Source organism: Pseudomonas sp. TH32, from assembly GCF_016650855.1.
In the GTDB taxonomy this organism is placed as follows: domain Bacteria; phylum Pseudomonadota; class Gammaproteobacteria; order Pseudomonadales; family Pseudomonadaceae; genus Aquipseudomonas.
This window is the reverse complement of sequence record NZ_JAEKFA010000002.1, coordinates 4271465-4295797: the sequence shown is the minus strand read 5'-3', so window position 1 is coordinate 4295797 and position 24333 is coordinate 4271465. Positions and strand designations below refer to the sequence as shown.

The window sequence follows — 24333 nt, the reverse complement described above, 5'->3', positions numbered from 1 at the left end:
GTTCGTTATTTCAGGCCCAACCGCTTGGCCATCCGCCCCAGGTTGGCCCGGTCCAGGCCCAGCTCGCGGGCGGCGCTGGCCCAGTTGTGCTGGTGGCGTTCCAGGCAGGCAGTGATGACCTGGCGCTGGTAGTTCTCGGTGGCCAGGCGCAGGTCACCGCTGACGTCCGACACGTCGACTGGCTGCTCTTCGGCCTGCGGCGCAGTGACGTTCGGCAAGTCCAGGTCTGTCGCGTCCAGGCTGAGAATCTTCGGCCGTTCCCGGCAGTTGCCCAACGCTTTCAATGCACTGCGGCCGATCAAATGTTCCAGCTCGCGCACATTCCCCGGCCAGGCGTAAGCCAACAGTGCCGCCTGGGCATCGCTGGTCAGGCGCAGGCTGCCCAGGCCCATGCGTGAGCGGTTCTGCTCAAGGAAAAAACCCGCCAGCAACAGCACATCGCGGCCACGCTCCCGCAGCGCGGGCACTTGCAGCGGATAGACGCTCAAACGGTGGTAGAAGTCCGCACGATAGCGACCGTTTCGCACTTCTTCGGCCAAATCACGGTTGGTTGCGGCGATCAGGCGTACATCCACCTGATGCTCCTTGTCGGACCCCAGGCGCTGCAACTGGCCGCTTTGCAGCACCCGCAACAGCTTGGCCTGCACGGTGAGGGACAGTTCGCCCACTTCATCCAGGAACAGCGTGCCGCCATTCGCCAGTTCGAACTTGCCCCGGCGTTCATTCAGCGCGCCGGTAAATGCCCCGCGCACATGGCCGAACAACTCGCTTTCCACCAGGGTTTCCGGCAGCGCGGCGCAGTTGAGGCTGATCAGCGGTTTCTCGGCCCGCGAGGAGGCGGCGTGGATCGCCTGGGCCACTAACTCCTTGCCCACGCCGGTCTCGCCGGTGATCAGGACCGTCAGGTCGCTGCCGCCCACCAGGTTGATTTCTTCCACCAGGCGTTTGTGGGTCTTGCTCTGGCCGACCATTTCCTTGTGCTGCTGGCCGCTGGCCTGGCGGTAGATTTCGGCCCGCTGGTGTTCGTCTTCGGCCCGCAGGGCCAGGCGTTCGATGCGCTCGGCGACATTCACCGTCGCCGCCGCGAGGCTGGCGAAGGCTTGCAGGGCGTCCAGTTCCACCCGCTCGAAACGCTCGGTGTCGAGGGCGTCGAGGGTCAGCAGGCCCCAAGGCTGGTCATCGACAAACAGCGGGCAGCCCATGCAGTCGTGGACTTCAAGATGGCCGTGCAGGCCGTCCACCAGACCGTCGTAGGGGTCGGGCAGTTCGCTGTCGCTGTCAAAACGGGTCGGGCCGGGGCTGCTGAGCAGCACGCCAAAGCGCGGGTGCTCGCTGACTTTGAAGCGCCGGCCCAGGGTGTCGGTGCTCAAGCCGTCCACCGCCAGCGGGACCAGCCATTCGCCGTCGAGGCGCAGCAGGGCGGCGGCGTCACAGGGCAGCAGGGCGCGCATGGCCTGGAGCAGGCGCCGGTAACGCTCGCCTTCGGGCAGCTCGCGGGAGAGGTCGGCGACCAGGGGCAGCAGGGTGGTGAGCAGCGGTTGCGCAGTCATAATGACTCCTTGTAGTCATAGTGACTATAAGGTGTAGGAAGTCATATTGACTATATTATTTTCAAGTTGCTGATTTATAAGGTTTTGTTAGTTGGCATGAATACTGAGTAGTAAAGGGTATTCAGTAAGAAGACTCAGGAGTCTGCCATGCTTAGTGCCCAAGACCGTGCCATCGTCAAATCCACCGTGCCCCTGCTGGAAAGCGGCGGCGAAGCCCTGATCACCCATTTCTACCGCATGATGCTGTCCGAGTACCCGCAAGTTCGCCCACTGTTCAACCAGGCCCACCAGGCCAGCGGCGACCAGCCCCGGGCCCTGGCCAATGGCGTGCTGATGTACGCCCGGCACATCGACCAACTGGACCAGTTGGGCGACCTGGTGGCGAAGATCATCAACAAGCACGTGGCCCTGCAAATCCTGCCTGAGCATTATCCGATTGTGGGTACCTGCCTGTTGCGGGCGATTTCCGAAGTGCTGGGCAGCGAAATCGCCACCCCGGAAGTGATGAGCGCCTGGGGCGCCGCCTATGGCCAGTTGGCCGACATCCTGATCGGTGCCGAAGCGGCTATCTATAAAGAGAAGGAAGAGGCGCCGGGCGGCTGGCGCGGTGCGCGCGCGTTCACCCTGGTCAAGCGGGTGGAGGAGAGCGCGGAAATCATCTCGTTTTACTTTGCGCCTGTGGATAACGGCCCGATCCTGGCCGCCGAGCCTGGTCAGTACATCGGCATGAGGCTGGTATTGGATGGCGAGGAAGTGCGCCGCAACTATTCCCTGTCGGCGCGAGGCGACTCGGGCCAGTACCGCATCAGCGTCAAGCGCGAAGCCGGTGGCCGGGTGTCCAACTACCTGCATGACCAATTCCCGGTGGGCGCGACCATCGACCTGTTCCCTCCATCGGGTGAGTTCACCCTGGCGGCCAGCGACAAGCCCTTGGTGCTGATCAGCGGCGGCGTGGGTATCACGCCAACCCTGCCGATGCTTGAAGCGGCCCTGGCCACCGAGCGTCCGATTCACTTTATCCACTGCGCGCGTAACGGCGGCGTGCATGCGTTCCGCGACTGGGTGGACGGCCTGGCTGAGCAGCATCCGCAACTCAAGCGCTTCTATTGCTACGCCGAAGATGATGGCGTGAGCCCGGCGGCGGACAAGGTCGGCATGCTCAGCCAGGAGCAACTGGCGGCGTGGTTGCCGCAGGAGCGCGACGTGGATGCGTACTTCCTGGGGCCAAAAGGCTTCATGGCGGCGATCAAGCGTCACCTGAAGGCCCTGGGTGTGCCGGAGCAGCAGAGCCGGTATGAGTTCTTTGGGCCGGCGTCGGCGCTGGAATAGGATTTAATCGATACACCGGGTCGGCCCCATCGCGGGCAAGCCCGGCTCCCACATGGGACAGTGTTTGCTTGGGCAACTCAGTCAAATGTGGGAGCCGGGCTTGCCCGCGATGGCGTCAGTACATTCACAACATTTCCCCGATTAATCCGCTGTTAACCCTCCCTGTTTAAACCTCCTCACGCCAACTGCTCAACTTTCACCGTCCGCGTGTAAACTTGCGGCCATTGGCACAACCACAATTGGCTAAAGGGAAACGGGGATGATCGACGAATTGCGTTTGGGCAGGGAGCGACGCTTTCTGGTACTGCTGGGCATCATCTGCCTGGCGCTGATCGGCGGGGCGCTGTACATGCAGGTGGTGTTGGGCGAGGCGCCATGCCCGCTGTGCATCCTGCAACGTTATGCCTTGCTGCTGATCGCGCTCTTCGCCTTCATCGGTGCCGCCATGCGCACCACCCGCAGTGTCACGGTGTTTGAAGCGCTGGTGACCCTCAGCGCCCTCGGTGGCGTCGCCGCTGCCGGCTATCACGTGTACATCCAGTTCTTTCCGAAGGTCAGCTGTGGCATCGATGTGCTGCAACCGATTGTCGATGGCTTGCCGCTGGCCTCGGTGTTCCCCTTGGGGTTCCAGGTCGACGGTTTCTGTGAGACGCCGTACCCGCCTGTCCTCGGCCTGTCCCTGGCCCAGTGGGCGCTGGTGGCCTTTGTGCTCACGGTGATCCTGGTGCCGCTGGGCATCTACCGTAATCGCCAGGGCAAAGCCTAAGCGGTAGCCCGTCAACGCCCCGGCCTTCCTATAAAGTAGGCCGGGGCGTTTTTGTTTGTAGGCATTTTGTGAAGGGACCGTGACGCGGGGCAAGTTTGGGTGCGCGCAGCATGCGACATGTTGTCACACGGACGCTGTCGCAGGACGTTTCTGACGCCCGTAAACGCGGCATAAATTTGCATGAGGCGGCGTTTTATGGCTGTCAGTTCGTCGTCTGGCCGACGCCGCGAATGGCGTGAGGTCAGCGACATTGGCGGAAGTCTGAATGCCTTGTTTTCAGGGCACTTGGATCCGTTTTCGATGCCCTTACAGCCTGTAGGGGATGTGGCAAACTGCCCAATAACACGGCATTTTTTGTGGTTTTTGTCGAGAATCAAACGCGATACGATCGCGGACCTTTGCAATAATGGTGAAGGATTATTGCTGGAAACGATAAAAATTATTTCTGGATAAGACATGGTTTATACATCGCTAGCTAACTACAATCGCCCGCACTGAATGTCCGGTGCTGCTCACCCCTGAGCAAACTAGGGCGGTCGAGAAGCGGATGTAACGTTTCATGCGACCCCAGGTGCCGGCAGCCTTTCAACTATCCGCACCAAATGGAATTGGTCTGTAACAAGGCCTTTGACCAACGAATTCGAATAAGAACTCACCGCTAGCCCGGGACGTGTCGATTCGCGCAAGGTGCGACGGGCAGGCCCTTATTCAATCGAAGAGAAATGCCAACCCTTGGCAGGGTGAAGTGTTGGCGATCAAAACCCAACTGCATTGCGCAAGCTGCTTTAGAGGTCGTGAGATGAGTAAAAACAGGTACCCCCGATTACTAGGCTTTTTGCCGCTGCTCGGCATGCTGTTAATGCTGGGAGGCTGCAAGTGGACCTTGCTCGACCCCAAAGGTCAGGTCGGTCTGGATCAACGAAACCTGATTATCACCGCCACTCTGCTGATGCTGTTGGTTGTAGTGCCCGTGATCATCATGACGTTCGCCTTCGCCTGGAAATACCGCGCGTCGAACACCAGCGCCACCTACGCGCCGAAGTGGTCGCACTCCACCAAGATTGAAATCGCGGTGTGGCTGGTTCCGATCCTCATCATCATCGCCCTGGGTTACATCACCTATAAGTCGACCCACGAGCTGGACCCGTACCGTCCGCTGGACTCCGACGTCAAGCCGATCAACATCGAAGTGGTCGCGCTGGACTGGAAGTGGCTGTTCATCTACCCGGACCTGGGTATCGCCACTGTGAACCAGATCCGGTTCCCGGAGAACACCCCGCTTAACTTCCGGATCACCTCCGACGCCGTGATGAACTCGTTCTTCATCCCTGCACTGGGTGGCCAGATCTACGCGATGGCAGGCATGCAGACCCGTCTGCACCTGATCGCGAACGAAAAAGCTGAAATGGAAGGCATCTCCGCCAACTACAGCGGTGCTGGCTTCACCGGCATGAAATTCAAAGCGATCTCGACGAGCCAGGAAGATTTCAACGCCTGGGTAGCCGAAGTCAAGGCCGCACCTAAACAGCTTGATCAAGCTGAATACGACGCCCTTGCCAAACCAAGCCAGAACAACCCAGTCGCCCTGTACTCCACGTACGAGCCGGACCTGTTTCAGAAAATCGTCGACAAGTACGAAGGTATGAAACCAGGCAAGCCGATCGAGCACGAGAAGAAAGAAGTGGCCGCGGTTGAAGGTTCTGACACGGGCTCGCATTCAACTGCTGGGGCAGAGGAGTAAACGATGTTTGGTAAATTAAGTTGGGATGCGGTCCCGTTCCACGAGCCGATCGTGATGGTGACCATCGCCATGATCGCGCTGGGTGGTCTGGCACTGTTTGCAGGTATCACGTACTTCAAGAAGTGGACCTACCTGTGGACCGAGTGGCTGACTTCGGTCGACCACAAGAAAATCGGCGTCATGTACGTCATCGTTGCCATGGTCATGCTGCTGCGTGGTTTTGCCGACGCCATCATGATGCGTACCCAGTTGGCCATGGCCACCGAGGGTTCGCCTGGCTACCTGCCTCCTGAACACTATGACCAGATCTTCACCGCCCACGGTGTGATCATGATCATCTTCATGGCGATGCCTTTCTTCACCGGCCTGATGAACCTTGCCTTGCCGCTGCAGATCGGTGCGCGTGACGTTGCGTTCCCGTTCCTGAACTCCTTGAGCTTCTGGCTGCTGGTGTCCGGCGTGGTGCTGATCAACCTGTCCCTGGGCGTCGGCGAATTCGCCAAGACCGGTTGGGTTGCGTATCCGCCGTTGTCGGGCCTGGCTTACAGTCCGGGCGTGGGTGTGGATTACTACATCTGGGCGCTACAGTTATCAGGACTCGGGACGACACTGACGGGGGTCAACTTCCTGGCCACCGTCCTGAAAATGCGCGCCCCGGGCATGAAGCTGATGGACATGCCGATCTTCACCTGGACCTGCACCTGGGCCAACGTACTGATCGTTGCATCGTTCCCGATTCTGGCTGCAACCATGGCGTTGCTGTCGCTTGACCGTTACCTGGATTTCCACATTTTCACCAACGAACTTGGTGGCAATCCAATGATGTACGTGAACCTGTTCTGGGCATGGGGTCACCCTGAGGTGTACATCCTGATCCTGCCAGCGTTCGGTATCTTCTCTGAAGTGATCTCGACCTTCTCGGGCAAGCGCCTGTTCGGTCACCACTCGATGATCTACGCCTCGGGCGCGATCTCGGTACTGGGCTTCATGGTTTGGCTGCACCACTTCTTCACCATGGGTTCGGGGGCCAGCGTCAACGCGTTCTTCGGACTGGCGACGATGCTGATTTCCATCCCGACGGGGGTGAAGCTATTTAACTGGCTATTCACCATCTATCACGGCCGTCTGCGTATCACCAGCCAGGTTCTGTGGACCCTGGGCTTCATGGTGACCTTCGCGATCGGCGGCATGACCGGCGTACTGCTGGCCATCCCGGGTGCTGACTTCGTACTGCACAACAGCCTGTTTGTAATTGCTCACTTCCACAACGTGATCATCGGCGGCGCGGTATTCGGCTACATCGCAGGCTTCAGCTTCTACTTCCCGAAAGCGTTCGGCTTCAAGCTGCACGAAGGCTGGGGCAAGGCTGCATTCTGGTTCTGGATCTCGGGCTTCTTCGTCGCGTTCATGCCGCTCTACGCATTGGGCTTCATGGGCATGACCCGTCGTCTGAACGCCACTACCAACCCTGAGTGGGTGCCGTACCTGTACGTCGCCATGGTCGGTGCACTGATGATTGCTGTCGGTATCGCCTGCCAGCTGATCCAGCTGTATGTCAGCGTGCGTGATCGCAAGCAGAACCTGTGCGAATCCGGCGACCCATGGAATGCACACACCCTGGAATGGTCGACCTCGTCGCCACCGCCGTTCTACAACTTTGCCGTACTGCCTAAGGCTGACAGCATCGATCCGTTCACCGAAGCCAAGGAAGACGGTACTGCGTACCAGAAGCCTGCGCGTTACGAACCGATCCACATGCCTAACAACACCGCCACTGGCGTGGTGATGGGTGCGCTGTTGACCGTATTCGGTTTCGCAATGATCTGGCACATCTGGTGGCTGGCCATCGTGAGCCTGGTGGGTACCATCGGCTACTTCATCGTTCACGCTGCCCGTGATGACCAAGGCTACATGGTGCCGGTCGACGTGATCGAACGCATCGAAGCCGAGCAACACGCTCGCCTGGTTGCCGAGAAGAAGATCCCGGCCAACCGTGTTGAAACCTCGTTGGAACAGGCTTAAACCATGTCGAACTTAGTGACCAATGCTGGACACGCCCATGTCGATGACCATGGGCACGATGACCATCACCACGACTCGGGGCCAATGACCGTCTTCGGTTTCTGGCTCTACCTGATGACCGACTGCATCTTGTTTGCGTCGATCTTCGCGGTGTACGCGGTACTGGTAAACAACGTAGCGGGTGGCCCGTCGGGCCACGACATCTTCGAACTGCCTTACGTGCTCGGCGAAACCGCCTTGCTGTTGTTCAGTTCGATCACCTACGGCTTCGCCATGCTGGCCTTCTACAAGGGCAGCAAGAAAGGCGTCCTGAGCTGGTTGGCACTGACCTTCCTGTTCGGCCTGGGCTTCATCGGCATGGAGGTCAACGAGTTCCACCTGCTGATCTCCGAAGGTTACGGCCCGCACCGTAGCGGCTTCCTGTCGGCGTTCTTCACGCTGGTAGGCACCCACGGTCTGCACGTGACTGCCGGTCTGATCTGGATGGCGACCATGATGTATCAGGTCAACAAACATGGCCTGACCAACACCAACAAGACTCGCCTGAGCTGCCTGAGCCTGTTCTGGCACTTCCTGGACGTGGTCTGGATCTGCGTCTTCACCGTTGTCTACCTGATGGGGACTCTGTAATGGCTAATGCACATTCCCATGACAGCCACGATGACAGCCACGGCAGCGTCAAGTCGTACGCCATCGGCTTCATCCTGTCGGTCATCCTGACGCTGATCCCGTTCGGCCTGGTGATGTACCCAACCTTGCCGAAGTCGATCACCTTGATGATCGTCCTGGCGTTCGCGGTGATTCAGGTGCTGGTTCACCTGGTGTACTTCCTGCACCTGGACCGCTCGAAGGCTCAACGCGATAACGTGATTGCGTTCGTGTTCGCAGGCTTGGTGATCCTCCTGCTGGTTGGCCTGTCGGTATGGATCATGTTCAGCATCCATACGTTCATGATGGCGAAGTGAGGTAAGACCCGATGTCGCTTAAGCACTTTATCCAAATCACCAAACCGGGGATCATTTTCGGTAACGTGCTTTCTGTGGCAGGCGGTTTCTTCCTGGCCTCCAAGGGGCATGTCGATCTGGCCATATTCCTGGCTGCGATGATCGGCACGTCCCTGGTGGTAGCTTCCGGTTGTGTATTCAACAACTGCATCGACCGCGATATCGACATCAAGATGGAGCGCACCAAGAATCGTGTGCTGGTGCAGGGCCTTATCTCCCTGAAGCTGGCACTGATCTTCGCGACCGTTTTGGGTATCGCAGGCGTGGTGTTGTTGTACAAGGTGGCCAACCCGCTGGCGGCGCTGTTTGCCGTGATCGGTTTTGTCATCTACGTCGGCTTCTACAGCCTGTACCTCAAGCGCAAGTCGGTTCACGGCACGCTGGTGGGCAGTCTGTCGGGGGCGATGCCGCCGGTGATTGGTTATGTGGCTGTGACCAATAGCTTCGACATGGCCGCGCTGGTGCTACTGGTGATGTTCAGCCTGTGGCAGATGCCGCACTCTTATGCCATTGCGATCTTCCGCTTCAACGACTACCTGGCTGCTTCGATTCCGGTCCTGCCGGTCAAGCGTGGCATCCGGGTCGCCAAGAAACACATCCTGCTCTACATCCTGGCCTTCCTCGTGGCGACCTTGATGTTGACCTTCAGTGGCTACGCCGGCATGAGCTACCTCGCCGTTGCCGCCGCCATGGGCATGTACTGGTTGTACATGGCCTGGACGGGCTACAAGGCGGTGGATGACACCGTCTGGGCACGCAAGCTGTTCGTCTTCTCGATCTTCACCATCACCGCCTTGAGCGTGATGATGTCCCTGGATTTCCAGGTGCCGAAAGAGTTGCTGCTGACGTACGCCCACTGAGTGATCAAACAGTAAAAAACCCCGCCTTCGAAAGAAGCGCGGGGTTTTTTATTGAGGGGCCTTTAAACTATGCCAAATCTTACAAATGCAGGAAGCAGCGTGATGAGTAAAAAAGCCGTTATCGTATTCAGTGGTGGGCAGGACTCGACGACCTGCCTGATCCAGGCACTGCCGCTGTATGACGAGGTGCACTGCATTACCTTCGACTATGGCCAGCGGCATGTGGCAGAAATCGAAGTCGCGCAGAAACTCGCCAAGCAACTGGGCGCCACCGTTCACAAGGTGATGGACGTGTCCCTGCTGAACGAGCTGGCCATCAGCAGCCTGACCCGCGACAACATTCCGGTGCCCACGGTGAACAGCTCGGGCGAGAGCTTGCCAAGCACCTTCGTGCCGGGCCGGAACATTCTGTTTTTGACCCTGGCGGCGATTTACGCCTATCAGGTCAAGGCAGAAACCGTGATCACGGGCGTGTGTGAAACCGACTTCTCGGGTTACCCGGATTGCCGGGACGAGTTCGTCAAGGCGCTGAATAAAGCGCTGCAACTGGGCATGGAGTACGACGTGCGCCTGGAAACGCCGCTGATGTGGCTGAACAAGGCCGAGACCTGGGCCCTGGCGGACTATCACCACCAGCTGGACCTGATCCGCAACCAGACCCTGACCTGCTACAACGGCATCATCGGTACGGGGTGTGGCAACTGCGATGCGTGCAACCTTCGCGCACGTGGCCTGAACGACTACCTGGAAAACAAGGCAGCCGTCCTGCAGAGCCTGAAAAGCAAACTGGCTTGATGCCGAGCATTCCCGTGCTGAGCACGGGAACGTTCACCGATCAGTTGGCTTGCTGCGCAGCCTGGTTATCGCCGGTGATGTAGCGCTTGAACAACGAGCGGGCGCCATAGGCCGGCAGGATGTTGAAGAAGGCAAAGCAGACTTTGATCGCGATCTGCACGTAGATCATGTTCAGGATGTCGCTGGTCTGCATCGCGCCGTAGAACGCGATGAAGCAGAACAGGAAGCTGTCGATAATCACCGCGAAAAACGTACTCAGGAAAATTCGCAGGAATAAATACCTGGAGTTGGTCAGCTCTTTGATCTTGCACAGCAGGTACGAGTTTATGTTCTCCGACACCAGGAACGAAACCGAAGAGGCGATCAACACCGACGACACCTGGATGATCACGTCGTTGTAAGGCCCGTCGAGCTTCCAGCCGGGCAAGCCGGGGAGGAAGGTCGAGCCGTAGAGCAGGATGATGATCATCGCGTTGCTGGCAAACGCAAACAGGATGGCCCTTCGCGCCAGTCGGAGGCCGAACTGCTCGTTGAGCAAGTCCACGATCAGGAATGTCAGCGGGTACAGAAACGTGCCGGGTGTGACGATAATGCCCAGCGACTCCAGGTAAATCGGTTTGGTCGCGGCGATGCTGGTAAAGATATAGAACGTAAAGAGCAGCAGGTTCAGGATGATATAGATCATCCATGAGTTCTCATTGCGGTCATTGAGCTCGTACGCGGTGAGCGCCCCGCCCTGGGAATAGAACTTCTTGTACATGTTCTTGACTTCCATTTTATTTAAATTGTCCATGATTTCGCTGTTCAGCACTTCGCTCAGCTTTACTCGAATGACCTTGCCCGTGGCGATCACCATGATCACTGCCAGGCTCTTGTCATTCTCGAACCCCAGCAACTTGTATTTGCTGTTCTCGACGTCGTGTTCATACGTGGTCATTGAAGCGCTCCTCGATGATATCTCCCACCACACAGATACGATCCGAGCTCACACACGCTTCATCCGTGATGAATAGTGTTTTGCTGACGCAGTCGTACACCAACTTTTCCTTATCGTCGCTCGACGAGCCCTTTTGCACGATCAACAAATCCCCCGGCTCGTTGACGCCGGCAATTTCATGTTCCAGCAGAACAGCGATCAAGTTGTAGGAGGTGCCGAAGTAGTAGGTCAGCGGGTACAGCGTGGCGAGTTCACCAATGCGCTTGTCCATGCTCGCCATGACCAGGCTTTGCTTGATGATCGGCACGGCAGCCGGGTTCATATTTCCCTGGGGGGAAATACTGCTGTCGATGATTTCTTTTTCTTCAAAGTCGAGGGTCTCGATTTCTTCGTAGGAGACGCCAAAGAAATCCGAGATCTTGCGGACGGTGGACTGCTGTACGTTGACGACCTTGCCTTCCAGAATGTTGTAGATCGTGGTTCTGGTCAGGCCGGCCGCGTTGCACAACGACAGTTGCGTCTCTCCGCGGCTTTTAATCAGGTATTTGATATTGCTCTTCAAATACTCGGTGCGTTCTTTTCTGTGAATCAAATGCCCACCACTTCCTTATGTTTTACACCGAGCGTCCATTCTGGCCGGGTTGCGGGCTTCGCCGCGGCGCGAAGTGTTGCATGCGCCCGCTACAAGAATAAAGACCGTGATCAGTTTTTTGGCGATTGGCCAGCATCCAGCCAGGGAAAACCGCGCCTTGTCCCCCGTACCCCGGCAAAAAGAATCATTTAATTTGGAAAATGTTCATTTTTCTGCTTAATTGCCCTGCGCCCAACGGAAAGGTGCTCGGGATTTTCAGGGAAGGAACACATGACTATGACAGTCAACACGCAACCACTTACCCACCACGCCAGCCTGTTGCAACGAGGGCGGACGGATCTTCGGGCAGAAGACGCAGAGCTGGCGGGGCTGCTGGATGCGGAAGTCACGCGCCAGCACCAAACCCTGTCACTGGCCGCTTCGTCCTGCGCCGTGAAGCCGCACATCCTGGCGGCGTCCGCCTCCGTGCTGGTCAACGTGACCGCCGAGGGTGCCCTTGGCTGGCGTCATCACGCCGGCTGCGAGAATGCCGACCGGGTCGAAGCCCTGGCGGTCCGCCGGGCGCGTGAGCTGTTCGGCGCGCAATACGCCGGCGTGCAACCTCACTCCGCATCGACGGCCAATTACCAGGTGCTGGCGGCCTTGCTGGAGCCCGGCGACACGGTGCTCGGCATGGCCACCGATCATGGCGGGCACCTGAGCCATGGCAGCCCGGTGGCGTTCACCGGCGCGTACTACAAGGCGCTCAGATACGGCACCACCTCCAAGGGCGTTATCGACTACGAACAGGTGCGCACACAGGCGCTGGCCCATCGCCCGCGCGTGATCATCTGCGGTGCGACGGCCTATTCGCACCTCATCGATTTTGAACGGTTCCGCGCGATTGCCGACGAAGCCGGGTCGATCCTGCTGGCGGATATCTCGACCATCGCCGGCCTGGTCGCCACCGGGCGCCATCCGAGCCCGGTCGACGCGGCCCACGTCACCACGCTGTGCACCCACCGGCAACTGGGCGGCCCGCGCGGCGGCCTGATCCTTGCCGGGCGCGACGCGGAAACCAAGGTGCCCGGCCTCAAGACCACCTTCAGTCGTCTTCTCGACCAGGCCGTGTTCCCGCGGATGCAGGGCGCGCCGGCCTTCAACATGATCGCGGCGAAAGCGGCGGCGTTCGGCTACGCCATGTCGGCGGAATTCGACGCCTGGATGGCGCGGATTCGCACCACCGCCGATGAACTGGCCAGTGCGTTTCAGGCCTGTGACTACGAGGTGGTGGGCGGGCGCAGTGAGAACCACTCGATCCTGATCCGCCTGCGTGGCGGCATCACCGGCTCTGTCGCCCAGGCGGCGCTGGAGCAATGCGGCATCATCGTGGACAAACATCGCGCCCCGGGTGAGACGCGACCGTCATTTGTCGCCAACGGGTTGTGTATCGGTAGCGGCTCCCTGGCACAGCGCCACATGGACACCCACGGATGCCGTCAGGTGGTCGAGCTGGTTTGCCGGGTACTCGACGCCGTCACGCCCCTCAACGAGCACAAATACACCCTCGATCCCGTCGCGCAGGAATCCCTGCGTTTACAGGCCCGAACCTTGTGTGCGAAGTACCCGCTCGCGGATTACTTGCCTGACTGAGTCATTACCCCGGGGGATGTTTCATGTTATTGCGGGATAAATTGCTGTACGGTGTTTAAGCGGCTGTTATAGACGGTCGCGCTATTGCTTATATCCATAATTAACAAGCTGCACGACAGCTTGACGTTCTCCTGGCAGTTATAAAAAGGGCTCTTAAAGTCCGTTCAACCTCCGTGAACGAAGTACTCAGCCTTTTGCAGTGAAGTCGAACTTGGCCTCTGCGCCGATCGTTGTTCGACTCATGAGGAGATACCCCGTGATAACCCGAAGAAAACTTCTTTATTCAGGCGCAGCCTTGACCGGCGCCGGCCTGTTTGCCCCGCTGTGGGCCGGTGCCGCGCTGGCGCAGGACGTCAGCAGCGCCGCCAGCGATGACATTGAATCCTTCCGCCAATTGTCGATGTTCCTCCTCGAACGCCCGAGCCTGGATGCCGCCTTGTCCTTGCGCATCCTGGCCCAGTGCACCCAGAACGACCCTGCATTCCCCGAGAAGATCAAAGCCTTGTGGAGCAAGGTTGGCCAGCATCACCTGCGCAGCGTCAGCCAGTTGTCCGGCAGCCCGTTCTACGCCGACCCGGTGGTCAAGGACACGACGCAGAAAATCGTCTCGGCCTGGTACCTGGGCTACACCGGCACCCCGGTGTCCCTGCGCGCCACCGACGGCACGCGGCTGGTGACCTTCACCGGCGCCCTGGCCTATGCGCCGACCGCAGACGCCACGGTGATCCCGACGTACTCCCGGGGAAAAACCAATTACTGGGTTAATCCTCCGGCCACGCTGGCCAACGACTAAGACAAGGCACTTTTATGAATCAGGATTTTGACGCCGATGTCATTGTGGTTGGCTCCGGCGCATTAGGCAGTAACGCAGCATTTGAATTGGCCAAACACGGCAAGTCGGTGATTATTCTGGAAGCGGGTGAACATATTCCCCGCTGGAAGATAGTCGAGAACTTCCGTAATTCGTCGAATAAAGGCAATTACAACTCGCCGTATCCGAATGAGCCGTGGGCCCATCATTCTTATGATGAGCAATACATCGAGAACACCGGTTCTTTCGAGTTTCGCCCCGGCATGTTGAAACTGGTGGGCGGCACCACCTGGCACTGGGCGGCGGCGTGCTGGCGTTACTTGCCCAACGATATGAAGCTAAAGACCCTGTACGGCGTAGGTCGCGACTGGCCGCTGGAATACAGCGAGCTGGAACCCTATTACGTGCGCGCAGAAATTGCCCTGGGTGTGTGCGGCAGCGACACGCAGGACCAGAGCGGGCAGGGCGGCGGCGCGTTTCCGCCGCGCTCAAGCCCCTATCCGATGGCGCCGGAAGGCGATACCTACCTGTTCCAGCGCCTGCGTGAACGCATGGCCCCGGCGGGGTATCACTTTATCCATGAGCCCAACGGCCGCGCCACCGAACCCTACGACGGGCGCCCGGCGTGCAGCGGCAACAACAACTGCATGCCGGTCTGCCCCATCGGGGCGATGTACAGCGGCGACGTGCATGCCCGCCACGCCGAACAGGCCGGCGCCAAGCTGATCACCGACGCCACCGCTTACAAGCTGGAAAAAGGCGCTGATGACAAGATCGTCGCGATCCATTACCGCAGCTCCACCGGCGCCGATGTGCGGCTCACGGCCAAGTACTTCATCGTCGCCGCCCATGGCCTGGAAACCCCCAAGCTGTTGCTGATTTCCGAGGTCGCCAACTCCTCCGACCAGGTCGGTCGCAACCTGATGGACCACACCGGCCAGGGCCTGCAATTTATCGCCGACGAGCCGTTGTGGCCGGGGCGCGGAGCGGTGCAACAGGGCGGGATTTTCAATCGCCGCGACGGTGAGTTCCGCAAGGAGCGTGCTTCGGTCAAACACTCGATCTCCAACAACGTGCCGAACATTGCCGTGGCCAAACGGCTGATCGCCCAGGGCGTGTACGGCAAGGAGCTGGACGAGCGCATCCGCCACGACGCGGCGCGTTGGGTCGACGTGTCCACCGTGTATGAAACCCTGCCGTTGCAGACCAACACCGTGCGCCCAAGCCGCACCCGCAAGGACGCCCTGGGCATCCCGATGCTGGTGGTCAACTACGAGGTGGGCGATTACGTGAAGGCGGCCAAGGCCGGCGTCACCGAAGACTATGCGCACTTCGTGCAACTGATGGGCGGCACGGTGGTGGAAGACAACACCGGCTACCAGAACCGCGACCACCTGATGGGCACCGTGATCATGGGCGCCAACCCCAAGGACTCGGTGGTCAACCACGAGTGTCGCACCCACGACCACGCCAACCTGTTCCTCGCCACCACCGGGGTGATCCCGGCGTCCGGCACCATCAACCCGACCCTGGCGGGCGTGGCGCTGAGTATCCGTATGGCCGACATCATTGCGCGGGAGGTCTAGGTCATGGGATTGCTTAAATTTCCGTTGCTGGCCTTGCTGCTCACCGCGTTGCCGGCGTTTGCCGCTGAAGACACCGCCGCGCTGATCCAGAAAGGCGCCTATGTGGCCCGTGCCGGTGACTGCGAAGCCTGTCACCGCACGGCTGAAAACGGCGGCGCGCCGCTGGCCGGTGGGTATGTGATCGACTCGCCCATGGGCAAGATCATCTCCAGCAACATCACCCCGTCCAAGGCCTACGGCATTGGCGACTACACCGAGCAGCAACTGGCAGACGCCTTGCGCAAAGGCATCAACGCCAAGGGCCAGCACCTGTACCCGGCGATGCCTTACACCTCGTACCAGGGCATGAGCGATGACGACATCCACGCCTTGTACGTGTACCTGCAACAGGGCGTCAAAGCCGTAGACCAGCCGGTGCCGGAAACCCACCTGGCGTTCCCGTTCAACATCCGCCAACTGATGTTCGGCTGGAACCTGGTGTTCCTCGACAGCCAGGGCTTTGTGCCCAAGCCCGGCGCCACCGAACAGGTCAGCCGTGGCCAGTACCTGGTGGACAACCTGGCCCACTGCGGCGCCTGCCACACCCCGCGTAATGCCTTGATGGCCGAGGACAACAGCCAGTACCTGGCCGGTGCGAAACTGGGTGGCTGGGTCGCGCCCAACATCACCTCCGACAAGGTCAGTGGCCTGGGGGACTGGAGCGACGACGACCTGGTCAACTTCCTGAAAAACGGTCACCTCGCCGACAAGGCCCAGGCGGCAGGCGGCATGGCCGAAGCCGTGGAAAACAGCTTCCGCTACCTCAGCGACAGCGACCTGCACGCCATGGCCGCCTACCTGCACAGCGTGCCGCCGGTCCGCGACCCCGGGCAGACCGAGCGCGTAGTGCGCAAGGTCACACCCGTGGACATGAGCACCCTGGAAACCGGCCAGGGCGACCAGGCCTCACTGGCCGACGCCACCGGCCTGAATGGCGCACGCCTCTACAACTCGGCCTGTTCCAGTTGCCATGGCCGCGATGGCCAGGGCAGTGCCGACAAGTTCTACCCGTCCCTGAGCCTCAACACCGCGCTCAACGGCAACCAGGCCAACAACCTGGTGATGGCGATCATCGCGGGCATCGACCGTAAAGGGGCCGATGGTGCCGTGAGCATGCCGGCCCTGGGCGGCGACCTGAACGACGCGCAAATCGCCGCCATTGCCAACTACAGCCTGCACACCTTCGGCAACCCGGCGCTGAGCGTCAGTTCCGAAGAAGTCACCAGCCTGCGTCGCGGCGGGGATGTGCCGTTGTTGATCACTGCCATGCCGTATCTGTTGTGGGGCGGTGGTTTTGTGGTGTTGGTGCTGATTATCGTGCTGGTGCTGTGGCGCCGTCACCGCAAACACCTGCGGGAAGTGGAGGCCAAGCGGATCGCATTGAACCGGCGTTTTCATTCCAAGTAGGTAGAAACGCAAAAGCCCCGCCTTCGGTCTGAAGCGCGGGGCTTTTTGTTGGCCGGGTAAATCACCGGGTGTTTTCCTCGTCATACCCAATGGCAGGAACGGGGGCGAATCCCGCACCTGACGCTGCGAGCCGACAAGGAGAGGTCTTCATGGTCAACGTGAGTCGTCGTTCCCTGATCGCACTGGGCGCGGCCTTGCCCTTGCTGGGGCGCCTGGAGTGGGCTGAAGCAAGTCCGGCTGTGGCGGCGCCCGAGGCGCTGCTCAACTATAACGAAAGCCCCTACGGCCCCTCGCCGGCTGCGCGGCAGGCGATGCAGCGCGGCATCGCCGCCTCGGGGCGCTATCCTTACCCGGACATGTACGCGCTGGTCGAAGAGTTTGCCAAACAGCAGGGCATTCTGGAGGAGCAGGTGGCGGTGTTCGCCGGCTCCATGGCCGCGTTGCGTTACGCGGTGCTGGCGTTTACCAGCGAAACCCGCAGCCTGGTGATGGCCACGCCTTCCTACGAAGTACCGCGCGAGGCTGCCGAATCGCGCAAGGCCAAGGTGCACGAAGTAGACCTCACCGCCGATCACGCCCATGACCTTCCCGCCATGCTCGCCATTGACCGGCAGCCCGGCCTGATCTACCTCTGCAACCCGAACAACCCCACCGGCACCCTCACACCCGCCAAGGCCATCGAACAGGCCCTGGCGAACAAGCCCAAAGGCAGCATTTTGCTGGTGGACGAGGCCTATATCGACTTCAGCGATGCGCCCAGTTGCGTGGCGTGGGTCAGGGACCATGACGACTTGCTGGTGCTGCGTACGTTCTCGAAAATCTACGGCCTGGCTGGCGCGCGCCTGGGGCTGGCCATCGGTCATCCGGCGTTGCTGGAACAGTTGGCGGTGTATGGCGGGGATAACGTGCCAGCTGCCGCCAGCTTGCTCGCCGGCCGCGCCAGCCTCGCGGATACGCAACTGGTGCCCGCGCGCAAGGCGCTGAATACACGGTTGCGGGATGAAACGGTGGCGTGGCTAAAAAGCCGGGGATTCACCTGCACGGCGTCTCACAGCAACTGCTTCATGATTGACGTGCGCCGTCCGGCCGAACAGGTCATCGAGCAGTTGGGCGAACAGGGCGTGAAGATTGGGCGCGTGTGGAAAAACTGGCCGCAGTGGGTGCGGGTCACGGTGGGCAATGCTGAGGAGATGCGGCGGTTTCGCGAGGTGTTTGCGGCTCAGATCGTAGGCTGAATGTGCTGCGACGCAGACCCAATGTGGGAGCTGGGCTTGCCCGCGATGCAGGCACCTCGGTGTGTCAGCTGCAACGAGGTGATGCTATCGCAGGCAAGCCAGCTCCCCCAGAGAGATCGGGTTACTGCTGGGCGATGCTGTAGCCCTCAAACGCGGTCTGCTGCTGCAGCGCCGTGATGATGCTTTTACGTGTCAATGGCTGCTCGGCGCCCGAGTTATCCACAAAGGTTTCAACTTCCAGTTCCGCCTCGTCACCTTCACCGACAAAGCTGAAACCGAGGAACTCAAACGCTTCACGGTCCACGTTCGGCTTGGAGCGCGGCGAACGCATCGGCAGGGTGACGCTGATGCCGTCCTTGCTGATGGCGAACACTTCCGCTTCCTTCTTCGGGCGGGAAGCCTTGCCTTTGCCGGCGCTCGGGTTGCTGATGGCCTGGTGGGTCTGGTTCAGCACCTTGAGGGCCAGGCCGTAGACCAGCTCCTGAAACTCCGGGTCGTCCTTGAAGCTGGACAGGATGCGGCTGATGGAGAATTTGCTGTTCAGGTCTTCGAGGGCGGCGTTGTCAGCGGCTTCGGCGTCCTTGAGCTGCTTGAGCTCGCCCATCAGGTCGTAGGCCTTGTCGTCGTCGAAAGCATCGTGCGCCTGGCGGATGGCCACGCGCAGTTCGCGGATCTGGTCGCTTTCCTTGGAGGTGTGGAACGCGTCCAGCACCATCTCGCTGATGGTCTTGGCCGCCGGCACGTGCTGTGAAAGATTGATGGCGTTTTCGTATTCAGCTTTGGACTGCAAGGCGACTACGGATTCTTCGGTACGGGAATCAGACATTGAAATTTCACTACTTCAGTAAACGGGGAGACGGGAAAAGCGTCGCGCATTTTCAGCGGGGAGGGGGATCAGGTCAAGGCAGCACAATGCCCTCATCGCGGCTGAATGACGCCAACGCCCGCCGCAGCTTGATCGCCCGCCCGCAAAACAGCCCCACCGTGAACCCCGCAGCCCCGCCCGCCAGGGCCAGCATCGGCGCGGTGCTCGACAGCAACGGATGCACGGCCTGTTGATAGCCGAGGTAATACTTCACGCCGAAGAACAATTGGGAGATCAGCAGGATTTTCCAGGTGCCGGGCAGCACCAGCGTGCTGCCATCGAGGCTTGCACCCCGGGCGGTGAACAGCGCCATTGCCAACAGACTGCCGACGGCCGCACCGCCCAGCCAGCAGGCGATCGAGAGTGCCGAGTGTTCAATGGACATCAGCGACCAGATCACCAGCACCACCGGCAGGATAACCAGCGACCGGCGGGTTTCGCGGCTGCCGCGGGTGGCCTTGATCCCGTACCAGCAGATCCACAGATAAACGGCGTACACCCAAAGGGGCGTGCCCTGGAGAATATCGAGCATAGTCAGCGTCCGTGCCTGATGAAGGAGGGCGTTGATAGTCGCCGGGCCACGAGGGGCTTGTCCATCGATTTAACCGAGGCGTTTGCCCATTTCGAAGGCGCGCTTTTCATAGCCCAACTCTTCGTACAGCCGCTGGGCCGGTTCGTTGAAGGCCCAGACGGTCAGGCGCAAATCCCCGGCGCCCTGGCGGACCGCCCAGCGCTCGGCCAGTGCCATCAGCTCACGGCCAATGCCCTGGCCGCGCTGGGCCTCCAGCACGCAGACCGAGCCGATCCGGGCGACGCGCAGCGGCTGCAGCAACGGGCTGGCCGTCTCGATGATTTGCACGGTGATAAACCCGACGCTCGCACCCTGCAACTCCGCCAGAAACACCGCCTGGACCCGGCTGGTGAGGCAGGGCCGCCAATGGGACTGGTCGCGCTCCACCTGCTCGGTGGCGTCACGGTAGATATCGGGCCGTTCCTGGTGGTGCAGGCGGTTCAACGGCTGGCCGAGCACGCACAGGGTGTGCAGGTCATCCAGGTGCGCCTGGCGATAGGTCAATCCTTGGGACATGCTGCTCCTTTGAAACGAACCGGGAAGGGAGCGTCTTTATGCCTGTTGTCCACAGGCATCACAAGCCTTGCAGGGCACTCAGCTGAGCTTCCAGCCCTTCACGCAAGCCACTGCCGCGCCGGGCGATAAACACCAGTTGCACCGCCAGCTCCGGCGTTTGCCCGTTGGCCAGGGTGAACTGGCTGCGACTGCCCACGTGTTGCAGCCAGAACGGTTGGTCGTTGCCTTGCAAATGCACCAGGCCCTTGAGCCGGAACAGGTCCTTGGGCAGTTGCCCCAGCCAGTCGCGCAAGGCTTTGGCGGGCAGCGGCTGGTTGCCCTGCCATACCCAGCTTTCAAACAGTTGGTCATGGCGCGGCAGCACCGGGCTCAGGCCGTTGCGCTCGCTGCGCTCACCCAGCAGCAGGGCGTCCGGCACCATCGCCTGCACCGTGCTCAGCACCCGTGCCCGCCCACCGATCTCGGCACGCAGGGTTTCCAGTTCGGCGGCGCTGATCAGGTCGGCCTTGTTCAGCAACACCAGGTCGGCGCAGGCCACCTGGGCCCGGGACAGCCGCGCGAACTCGCCTTCCAGGGCGCGGTAGCCGCTGGCGTCCACCAGGGTGATCACCGTGTCCAGGTGCAACTGCGCCTTGAGCTGTGGATAACCCAGGGTCTGTACAATGCGTTGCGGGTCGGACACGCCGCTGCACTCGATGACGATCCGGTCCAGGCGCGGGCGCATCTGCGTCAGGCTTACCAGCTGCGCCAGCAGGTCTTCCTGCACGGTGCAGCAGATGCAGCCGTTCTGCAGGCTGACCACCGCGTCGGTGACTTCGGCGATGATCGCGGCATCGATGTTCAGCTCGCCAAAATCATTCACGATCACCGCCATGCGCCCGTACTGCGGCTGCTGGGCCATGCGGTTGAGCAGGGTGGTCTTGCCGGCGCCGAGGAACCCGGCGACCACCGTCACCGCGATGCTCGCGGCGTTCATTCGATCACCGGCGGCAGGCCTTGCCACACCGCTTGTAGCGAGGTGTCGGCAAAGGTGCCGAGGCGGTCGTACACCGGGCGGCCTTCGACAAACGTCAGTTGCACCTGGGTCTGGTGGATGTAGTTGCGTGCAGGCTCGGCGAACAGATCGCGGTCGAGCACGATCAGGTCGGCCGACTTGCCCACTTGCAGGCTGCCGGTGGCGTGTTCCAGGCCCATGGCGTGGGCGCCGTTGAGGGTCGCCACTTGCAGCGCCTGTTCGAGGGTGATCGGCTCACCGAAGCATTCCGGCTCCTGGTTCCACGGGTTCTGGCGGGTGACCATGGTTTCCAGGGCCAGCCACGGGTCGATCGACGCCACCGGCCAGTCGGTGCCCATCACCGCCAGGCCGCCTTCGGCCAGTACGCCTTTGAAGTCGTAGATGCGCTTGAGGCGTTCCTGGCCATAACCGCTGCGCGCGCCGCTGGCGAAGGGTGTCGGGTACCAGGCGGCCGGGGAAAATTCGGCGATCACGTTCAGGGCCTTGAAGCGCTTGAGGTTGCCCGGGTGCAGCAACGTGCTGTGGGCACACTGGTGACGAATCCCGCTGTCACCATTGACCCGCCGGGCTTCGGCCACCGCATCCAGGAACACGTCGGAGGCGCCGTCGCCGGTGCAGTGGGCGATCACCCGCAGGCCGCGACGGTCCATGTCCACCACCATGTCGGTGATGTGTTCCGGGGTCAGGTTGAGCTTGCCGCGCCAGGTGGAATTAGCTTCCCACGGGGTCATAAGGTACGAGGATTTTGGCTCCACGGTGCCGTCGAAGTGGAACTTCACCGCGTTCGCATTCAGCCGGGCGCTGCGGTAGTAGTGCCGCTCGCCGCCGAGCAATTCCCAGCGCCGGCGCACCGGGAAAATATCGTCCTGCCAACTGATGGCGGCTTCCACCCGCAGGGTCAGTTCGCCGGCGTCGTCCAGTTCCTTGAGGGCGTCCAGGCGCCGCTCGCAGACGTGCACGTACTTGGTCGCCGTTACCCCACGGGAGCTTTGGAAATGCACGCCATCGCGATAGGCGCGGCGCAGCACGTCCACCGGGGTTGGCGGCATGGCGGCGTGGATCAGCGCGTAGGCGCCGTCGATCAGCAGGCCGGTGGGCTCGCCGTTGAGTTCGTCGCGCTCCATGTAGCCGTTGCGCGGGTCGGCGGTGTGGCGGTCGATGCCGGCCAGTTCCAGGGCTTTGGAGTTGACCATCATGGTGCCCCACATCCGGTCGAGCAGGGCCACCGGGCGGTCCGGCATGATGCTGTCGAGCCAGTCGCGGCCGGGCGTCAGCCCCGCTTCGCGGAAGGTGTAGCGCACCCAGTATTGGCCGTAGATCCAGCCGTTGCCCGGGTGGCTGTCGGCGTAGGCGTGGATCGCCGCCGCCAGTTGCTCCGGGGTCGGGTCTTCGAGGCCCACGTCCAGGTCATCGCTGTAGCGCGGGGCCAGTGCCAGGTCGGGGTGGGTGTGCATGTCGTGCAGGCCCGGCATGCAGAACGCGCCTTGCAGGTCATGCTGGCGGGTGTGCGGGCCGATCAGGCTTTGCACGTCTGCGAAGGTGCCCACGGCGATCAGGCGCCCGTCGCGAATCGCCACGGCCTCGGCCCACGGCTGGGCCGGGTCGAGGGTGTAGAGGCGAGCGTTGTGCAGCACTAGGTCGGCGTGAGGGCTGACGGCGGAGTGGGTGGAATTGAATTGGTCGGAAGCAGTCACGGGGTAAACCTCGATATTCAAAGCGGCGACGATCAACTGTGGGAACTGGCTGTGTGGGAGCCGGGCTTGCCCGCGATAGGATCACCTCGGTGTTACTGAGAAACCGAGGTGCTTGCATCGCAGGCAAGCCAGCTCCCACAGTGATTGGGTTTCGTCAGTGGATCAGCGATTGGCCCGCAGGCCCTGAACAAACCCGGCAATGCGCTGGCAAGCGTCCTTGAGGGTGTCATCGGCGACGGTGAAGGAGATCCGCACAAACCCCTCGGCGCTGGCGCCAAAGGCCTGGGCGTCGAGCACCGAGACGCCGGTGGCGCGGAACAGTTGCCAGGCGAAGTCCATGCTGGTCAGCCCGGTGCGGCGCACGTCCACCAGCATGAACATCCCGGCCTGGGGCACGCGGCAGTCCAGGTCGGTGATCGCGCTCAAGCCTTGCACCACTAGGTCACGCCGCCGGCGATACACCGCCCGTGCATCGCTGACCACCGCATCATCCACGTCCAGCGCCTTGATCGCGGCTTCCTGGATAAACCCCGGCAGGCCGTAGAGCATGCACAGCAGCAGGTTATCCAGATGCCCGATCAGGGGTTTGGGCCCCACCACCCAGCCCACGCGCCAGCCGGTCATGGCGTGGGTTTTCGACAGGCTGTTGAGCACCACGGTGCGCTCGGCCATGCCCGGCAACGAGGCGATGCTCAGGTGTTCATGGTCGTAGGTGATCTGCCCGTAGACTTCATCGGAGATCACCCACAGGTCGTATTGGCGCGCCACTTCGGCGACCATTTCCAGCTCTTCACGGCTGTAGACGTTGCCGGTGGGGTTGCAGGGCGTGGCCAGGGCGATGCCCCGGGTCTTGTCGGTGATCGCCGCTTCCAGCGCGGCGCGGGTCAGGCGAAAGCCGTTGGCCGCCGGTTGCTCGATGGTCGCGATGCGCGCCCCGGAGGCGTGGATGCAGGCCTCGTAGGTCAGGTACATCGGCTCCGGCACCAGCACTTCATCGCCATGGCTGAACAGGCACAACGAGGCGGCAAACAAACCGTTCTGCGCGCCGGCCACCAGCGCCACATTGTCGGCGTGCACTGCAACGCCTTGCAGCCGGCTTTGCTTGATGGCGATCGCTTCGCGCAGGGCCGGGCGGCCGAGTACGTGGGTGTAGTGGGTGTCGCCGGCGCGCAGGGCGTCGACGGCGGCTTCGCAAATCGCGCTGTCGGTGGCGAAGTCCGGGTCGCCCACGCTGAGCACGATCACGTCCTCGCCACGGCCCCGGGCCTCGACGGCCGCGTAGTGAATATCCCAGGCGCTGACGGACTCGCCGCTAATGCGTTCGACAAACGGGGAATAACGCATCCTTGTTCTCCTTAAAGCAAAA

22 protein-coding genes are annotated in these 24333 nt (G+C 61.1%); 13 read left to right on the top strand and 9 right to left on the bottom strand.

Features of this window, described 5'->3' with window-relative positions:
* Nucleotides 1-5: 5 nt before the first annotated feature.
* The gene (gene norR / locus JFV30_RS23340) at nt 6-1550 is read right to left on the bottom strand and encodes a nitric oxide reductase transcriptional regulator NorR (protein ID WP_201125300.1); all 1545 of its coding nucleotides are present in this window, start codon (nt 1548-1550) and stop codon (nt 6-8) included.
* 147 nt (nt 1551-1697) lie between these two features.
* Between norR and hmpA the strand changes: the two genes are divergently transcribed.
* The 8 genes from hmpA (at nt 1698) to queC (ending at nt 10067) form a co-directional block, all read left to right on the top strand.
* Nucleotides 1698-2879, top strand: a complete 1182-nt coding sequence (gene hmpA / locus JFV30_RS23335; protein WP_201125299.1) for an NO-inducible flavohemoprotein — start codon at nt 1698-1700, stop codon at nt 2877-2879.
* A 259-nt stretch (nt 2880-3138) separates the two neighbouring features.
* Nucleotides 3139-3645 carry a disulfide bond formation protein B gene (locus tag JFV30_RS23330; protein ID WP_010170340.1) on the top strand — a complete coding sequence of 169 codons (507 nt, stop codon included), beginning with the start codon at nt 3139-3141 and terminating at the stop codon, nt 3643-3645.
* Nucleotides 3646-4444: 799 nt separating this feature from the next.
* Nucleotides 4445-5386, top strand: coding sequence for a ubiquinol oxidase subunit II (gene cyoA, locus JFV30_RS23325; RefSeq protein WP_010170339.1), 942 nt, complete (start codon nt 4445-4447; stop codon nt 5384-5386).
* A 3-nt stretch (nt 5387-5389) separates the two neighbouring features.
* On the top strand, nt 5390-7408 hold the full coding sequence (cyoB, locus tag JFV30_RS23320) for a cytochrome o ubiquinol oxidase subunit I (protein ID WP_010170338.1): 2019 nt from the start codon (nt 5390-5392) through the stop codon (nt 7406-7408).
* A 3-nt stretch (nt 7409-7411) separates the two neighbouring features.
* Nucleotides 7412-8038, top strand: coding sequence for a cytochrome o ubiquinol oxidase subunit III (locus JFV30_RS23315; RefSeq protein ID WP_008435616.1), 627 nt, complete (start codon nt 7412-7414; stop codon nt 8036-8038).
* Nucleotides 8038-8373 (top strand): cytochrome o ubiquinol oxidase subunit IV, encoded by a 336-nt coding sequence (gene cyoD, locus JFV30_RS23310; protein ID WP_003216374.1) that lies wholly within the window; start codon nt 8038-8040, stop codon nt 8371-8373. The genes JFV30_RS23315 and cyoD overlap by 1 nt, the downstream gene beginning before the upstream one ends.
* An 11-nt stretch (nt 8374-8384) precedes the next feature.
* Nucleotides 8385-9272 carry a heme o synthase gene (cyoE, locus tag JFV30_RS23305; RefSeq protein ID WP_010170337.1) on the top strand — a complete coding sequence of 296 codons (888 nt, stop codon included), beginning with the start codon at nt 8385-8387 and terminating at the stop codon, nt 9270-9272.
* Between the two features lie 102 nt (nt 9273-9374).
* The gene (gene queC / locus JFV30_RS23300; protein ID WP_010170336.1) at nt 9375-10067 is read left to right on the top strand and encodes a 7-cyano-7-deazaguanine synthase QueC; all 693 of its coding nucleotides are present in this window, start codon (nt 9375-9377) and stop codon (nt 10065-10067) included.
* 40 nt (nt 10068-10107) lie between these two features.
* Here queC and JFV30_RS23295 read toward each other — a convergent pair whose 3' ends face one another.
* Together JFV30_RS23295 and JFV30_RS23290 are read right to left on the bottom strand one after the other, a co-directional pair.
* Nucleotides 10108-11004 (bottom strand): queuosine precursor transporter, encoded by an 897-nt coding sequence (locus tag JFV30_RS23295; RefSeq protein ID WP_169386244.1) that lies wholly within the window; start codon nt 11002-11004, stop codon nt 10108-10110.
* Nucleotides 10991-11596 carry a helix-turn-helix transcriptional regulator gene (locus JFV30_RS23290; RefSeq protein WP_201125298.1) on the bottom strand — a complete coding sequence of 202 codons (606 nt, stop codon included), beginning with the start codon at nt 11594-11596 and terminating at the stop codon, nt 10991-10993. The genes JFV30_RS23295 and JFV30_RS23290 overlap by 14 nt, the downstream gene beginning before the upstream one ends.
* A 276-nt stretch (nt 11597-11872) precedes the next feature.
* On the opposite strand from JFV30_RS23290, the gene JFV30_RS23285 reads away from it, so the two are divergent.
* From JFV30_RS23285 to ptaA, 5 genes are all read left to right on the top strand, one after another.
* Complete coding sequence (locus tag JFV30_RS23285; protein WP_201126235.1) at nt 11873-13228, top strand: serine hydroxymethyltransferase; 1356 nt, start codon at nt 11873-11875, stop codon at nt 13226-13228.
* Nucleotides 13229-13469: 241 nt separating this feature from the next.
* Nucleotides 13470-14021, top strand: coding sequence for a sugar dehydrogenase complex small subunit (locus tag JFV30_RS23280; RefSeq protein WP_274610282.1), 552 nt, complete (start codon nt 13470-13472; stop codon nt 14019-14021).
* Nucleotides 14022-14035: 14 nt separating this feature from the next.
* Nucleotides 14036-15625, top strand: a complete 1590-nt coding sequence (locus JFV30_RS23275; RefSeq protein ID WP_169386242.1) for a GMC family oxidoreductase — start codon at nt 14036-14038, stop codon at nt 15623-15625.
* A gap of 3 nt (nt 15626-15628) precedes the next feature.
* Nucleotides 15629-17071 carry a c-type cytochrome gene (locus JFV30_RS23270; protein WP_201125296.1) on the top strand — a complete coding sequence of 481 codons (1443 nt, stop codon included), beginning with the start codon at nt 15629-15631 and terminating at the stop codon, nt 17069-17071.
* A gap of 149 nt (nt 17072-17220) precedes the next feature.
* Nucleotides 17221-18306, top strand: a complete 1086-nt coding sequence (gene ptaA / locus JFV30_RS23265; protein ID WP_201125295.1) for a pyoverdine biosynthesis transaminase PtaA — start codon at nt 17221-17223, stop codon at nt 18304-18306.
* A 121-nt stretch (nt 18307-18427) separates the two neighbouring features.
* Here ptaA and JFV30_RS23260 read toward each other — a convergent pair whose 3' ends face one another.
* The 6 genes from JFV30_RS23260 to JFV30_RS23235 form a co-directional block, all read right to left on the bottom strand.
* Nucleotides 18428-19132, bottom strand: a complete 705-nt coding sequence (locus tag JFV30_RS23260; RefSeq protein WP_010170322.1) for a hypothetical protein — start codon at nt 19130-19132, stop codon at nt 18428-18430.
* Between the two features lie 73 nt (nt 19133-19205).
* Nucleotides 19206-19703 carry a hypothetical protein gene (locus tag JFV30_RS23255; RefSeq protein ID WP_201125294.1) on the bottom strand — a complete coding sequence of 166 codons (498 nt, stop codon included), beginning with the start codon at nt 19701-19703 and terminating at the stop codon, nt 19206-19208.
* A gap of 69 nt (nt 19704-19772) precedes the next feature.
* Entirely contained in the window at nt 19773-20258 is a 486-nt protein-coding gene (locus JFV30_RS23250) for a GNAT family N-acetyltransferase (protein WP_201125293.1), read from the bottom strand.
* A gap of 58 nt (nt 20259-20316) precedes the next feature.
* Nucleotides 20317-21234 carry a CobW family GTP-binding protein gene (locus JFV30_RS23245; RefSeq protein ID WP_201125292.1) on the bottom strand — a complete coding sequence of 306 codons (918 nt, stop codon included), beginning with the start codon at nt 21232-21234 and terminating at the stop codon, nt 20317-20319.
* Nucleotides 21231-22967, bottom strand: a complete 1737-nt coding sequence (locus JFV30_RS23240) for an amidohydrolase family protein (protein WP_201125291.1) — start codon at nt 22965-22967, stop codon at nt 21231-21233. Before JFV30_RS23240 ends, JFV30_RS23245 begins: the two co-directional genes overlap by 4 nt.
* Nucleotides 22968-23129: 162 nt before the next feature.
* On the bottom strand, nt 23130-24311 hold the full coding sequence (locus JFV30_RS23235; protein WP_010170310.1) for a pyridoxal phosphate-dependent aminotransferase: 1182 nt from the start codon (nt 24309-24311) through the stop codon (nt 23130-23132).
* Between the last annotated feature and the right edge of the window lie 22 nt (nt 24312-24333).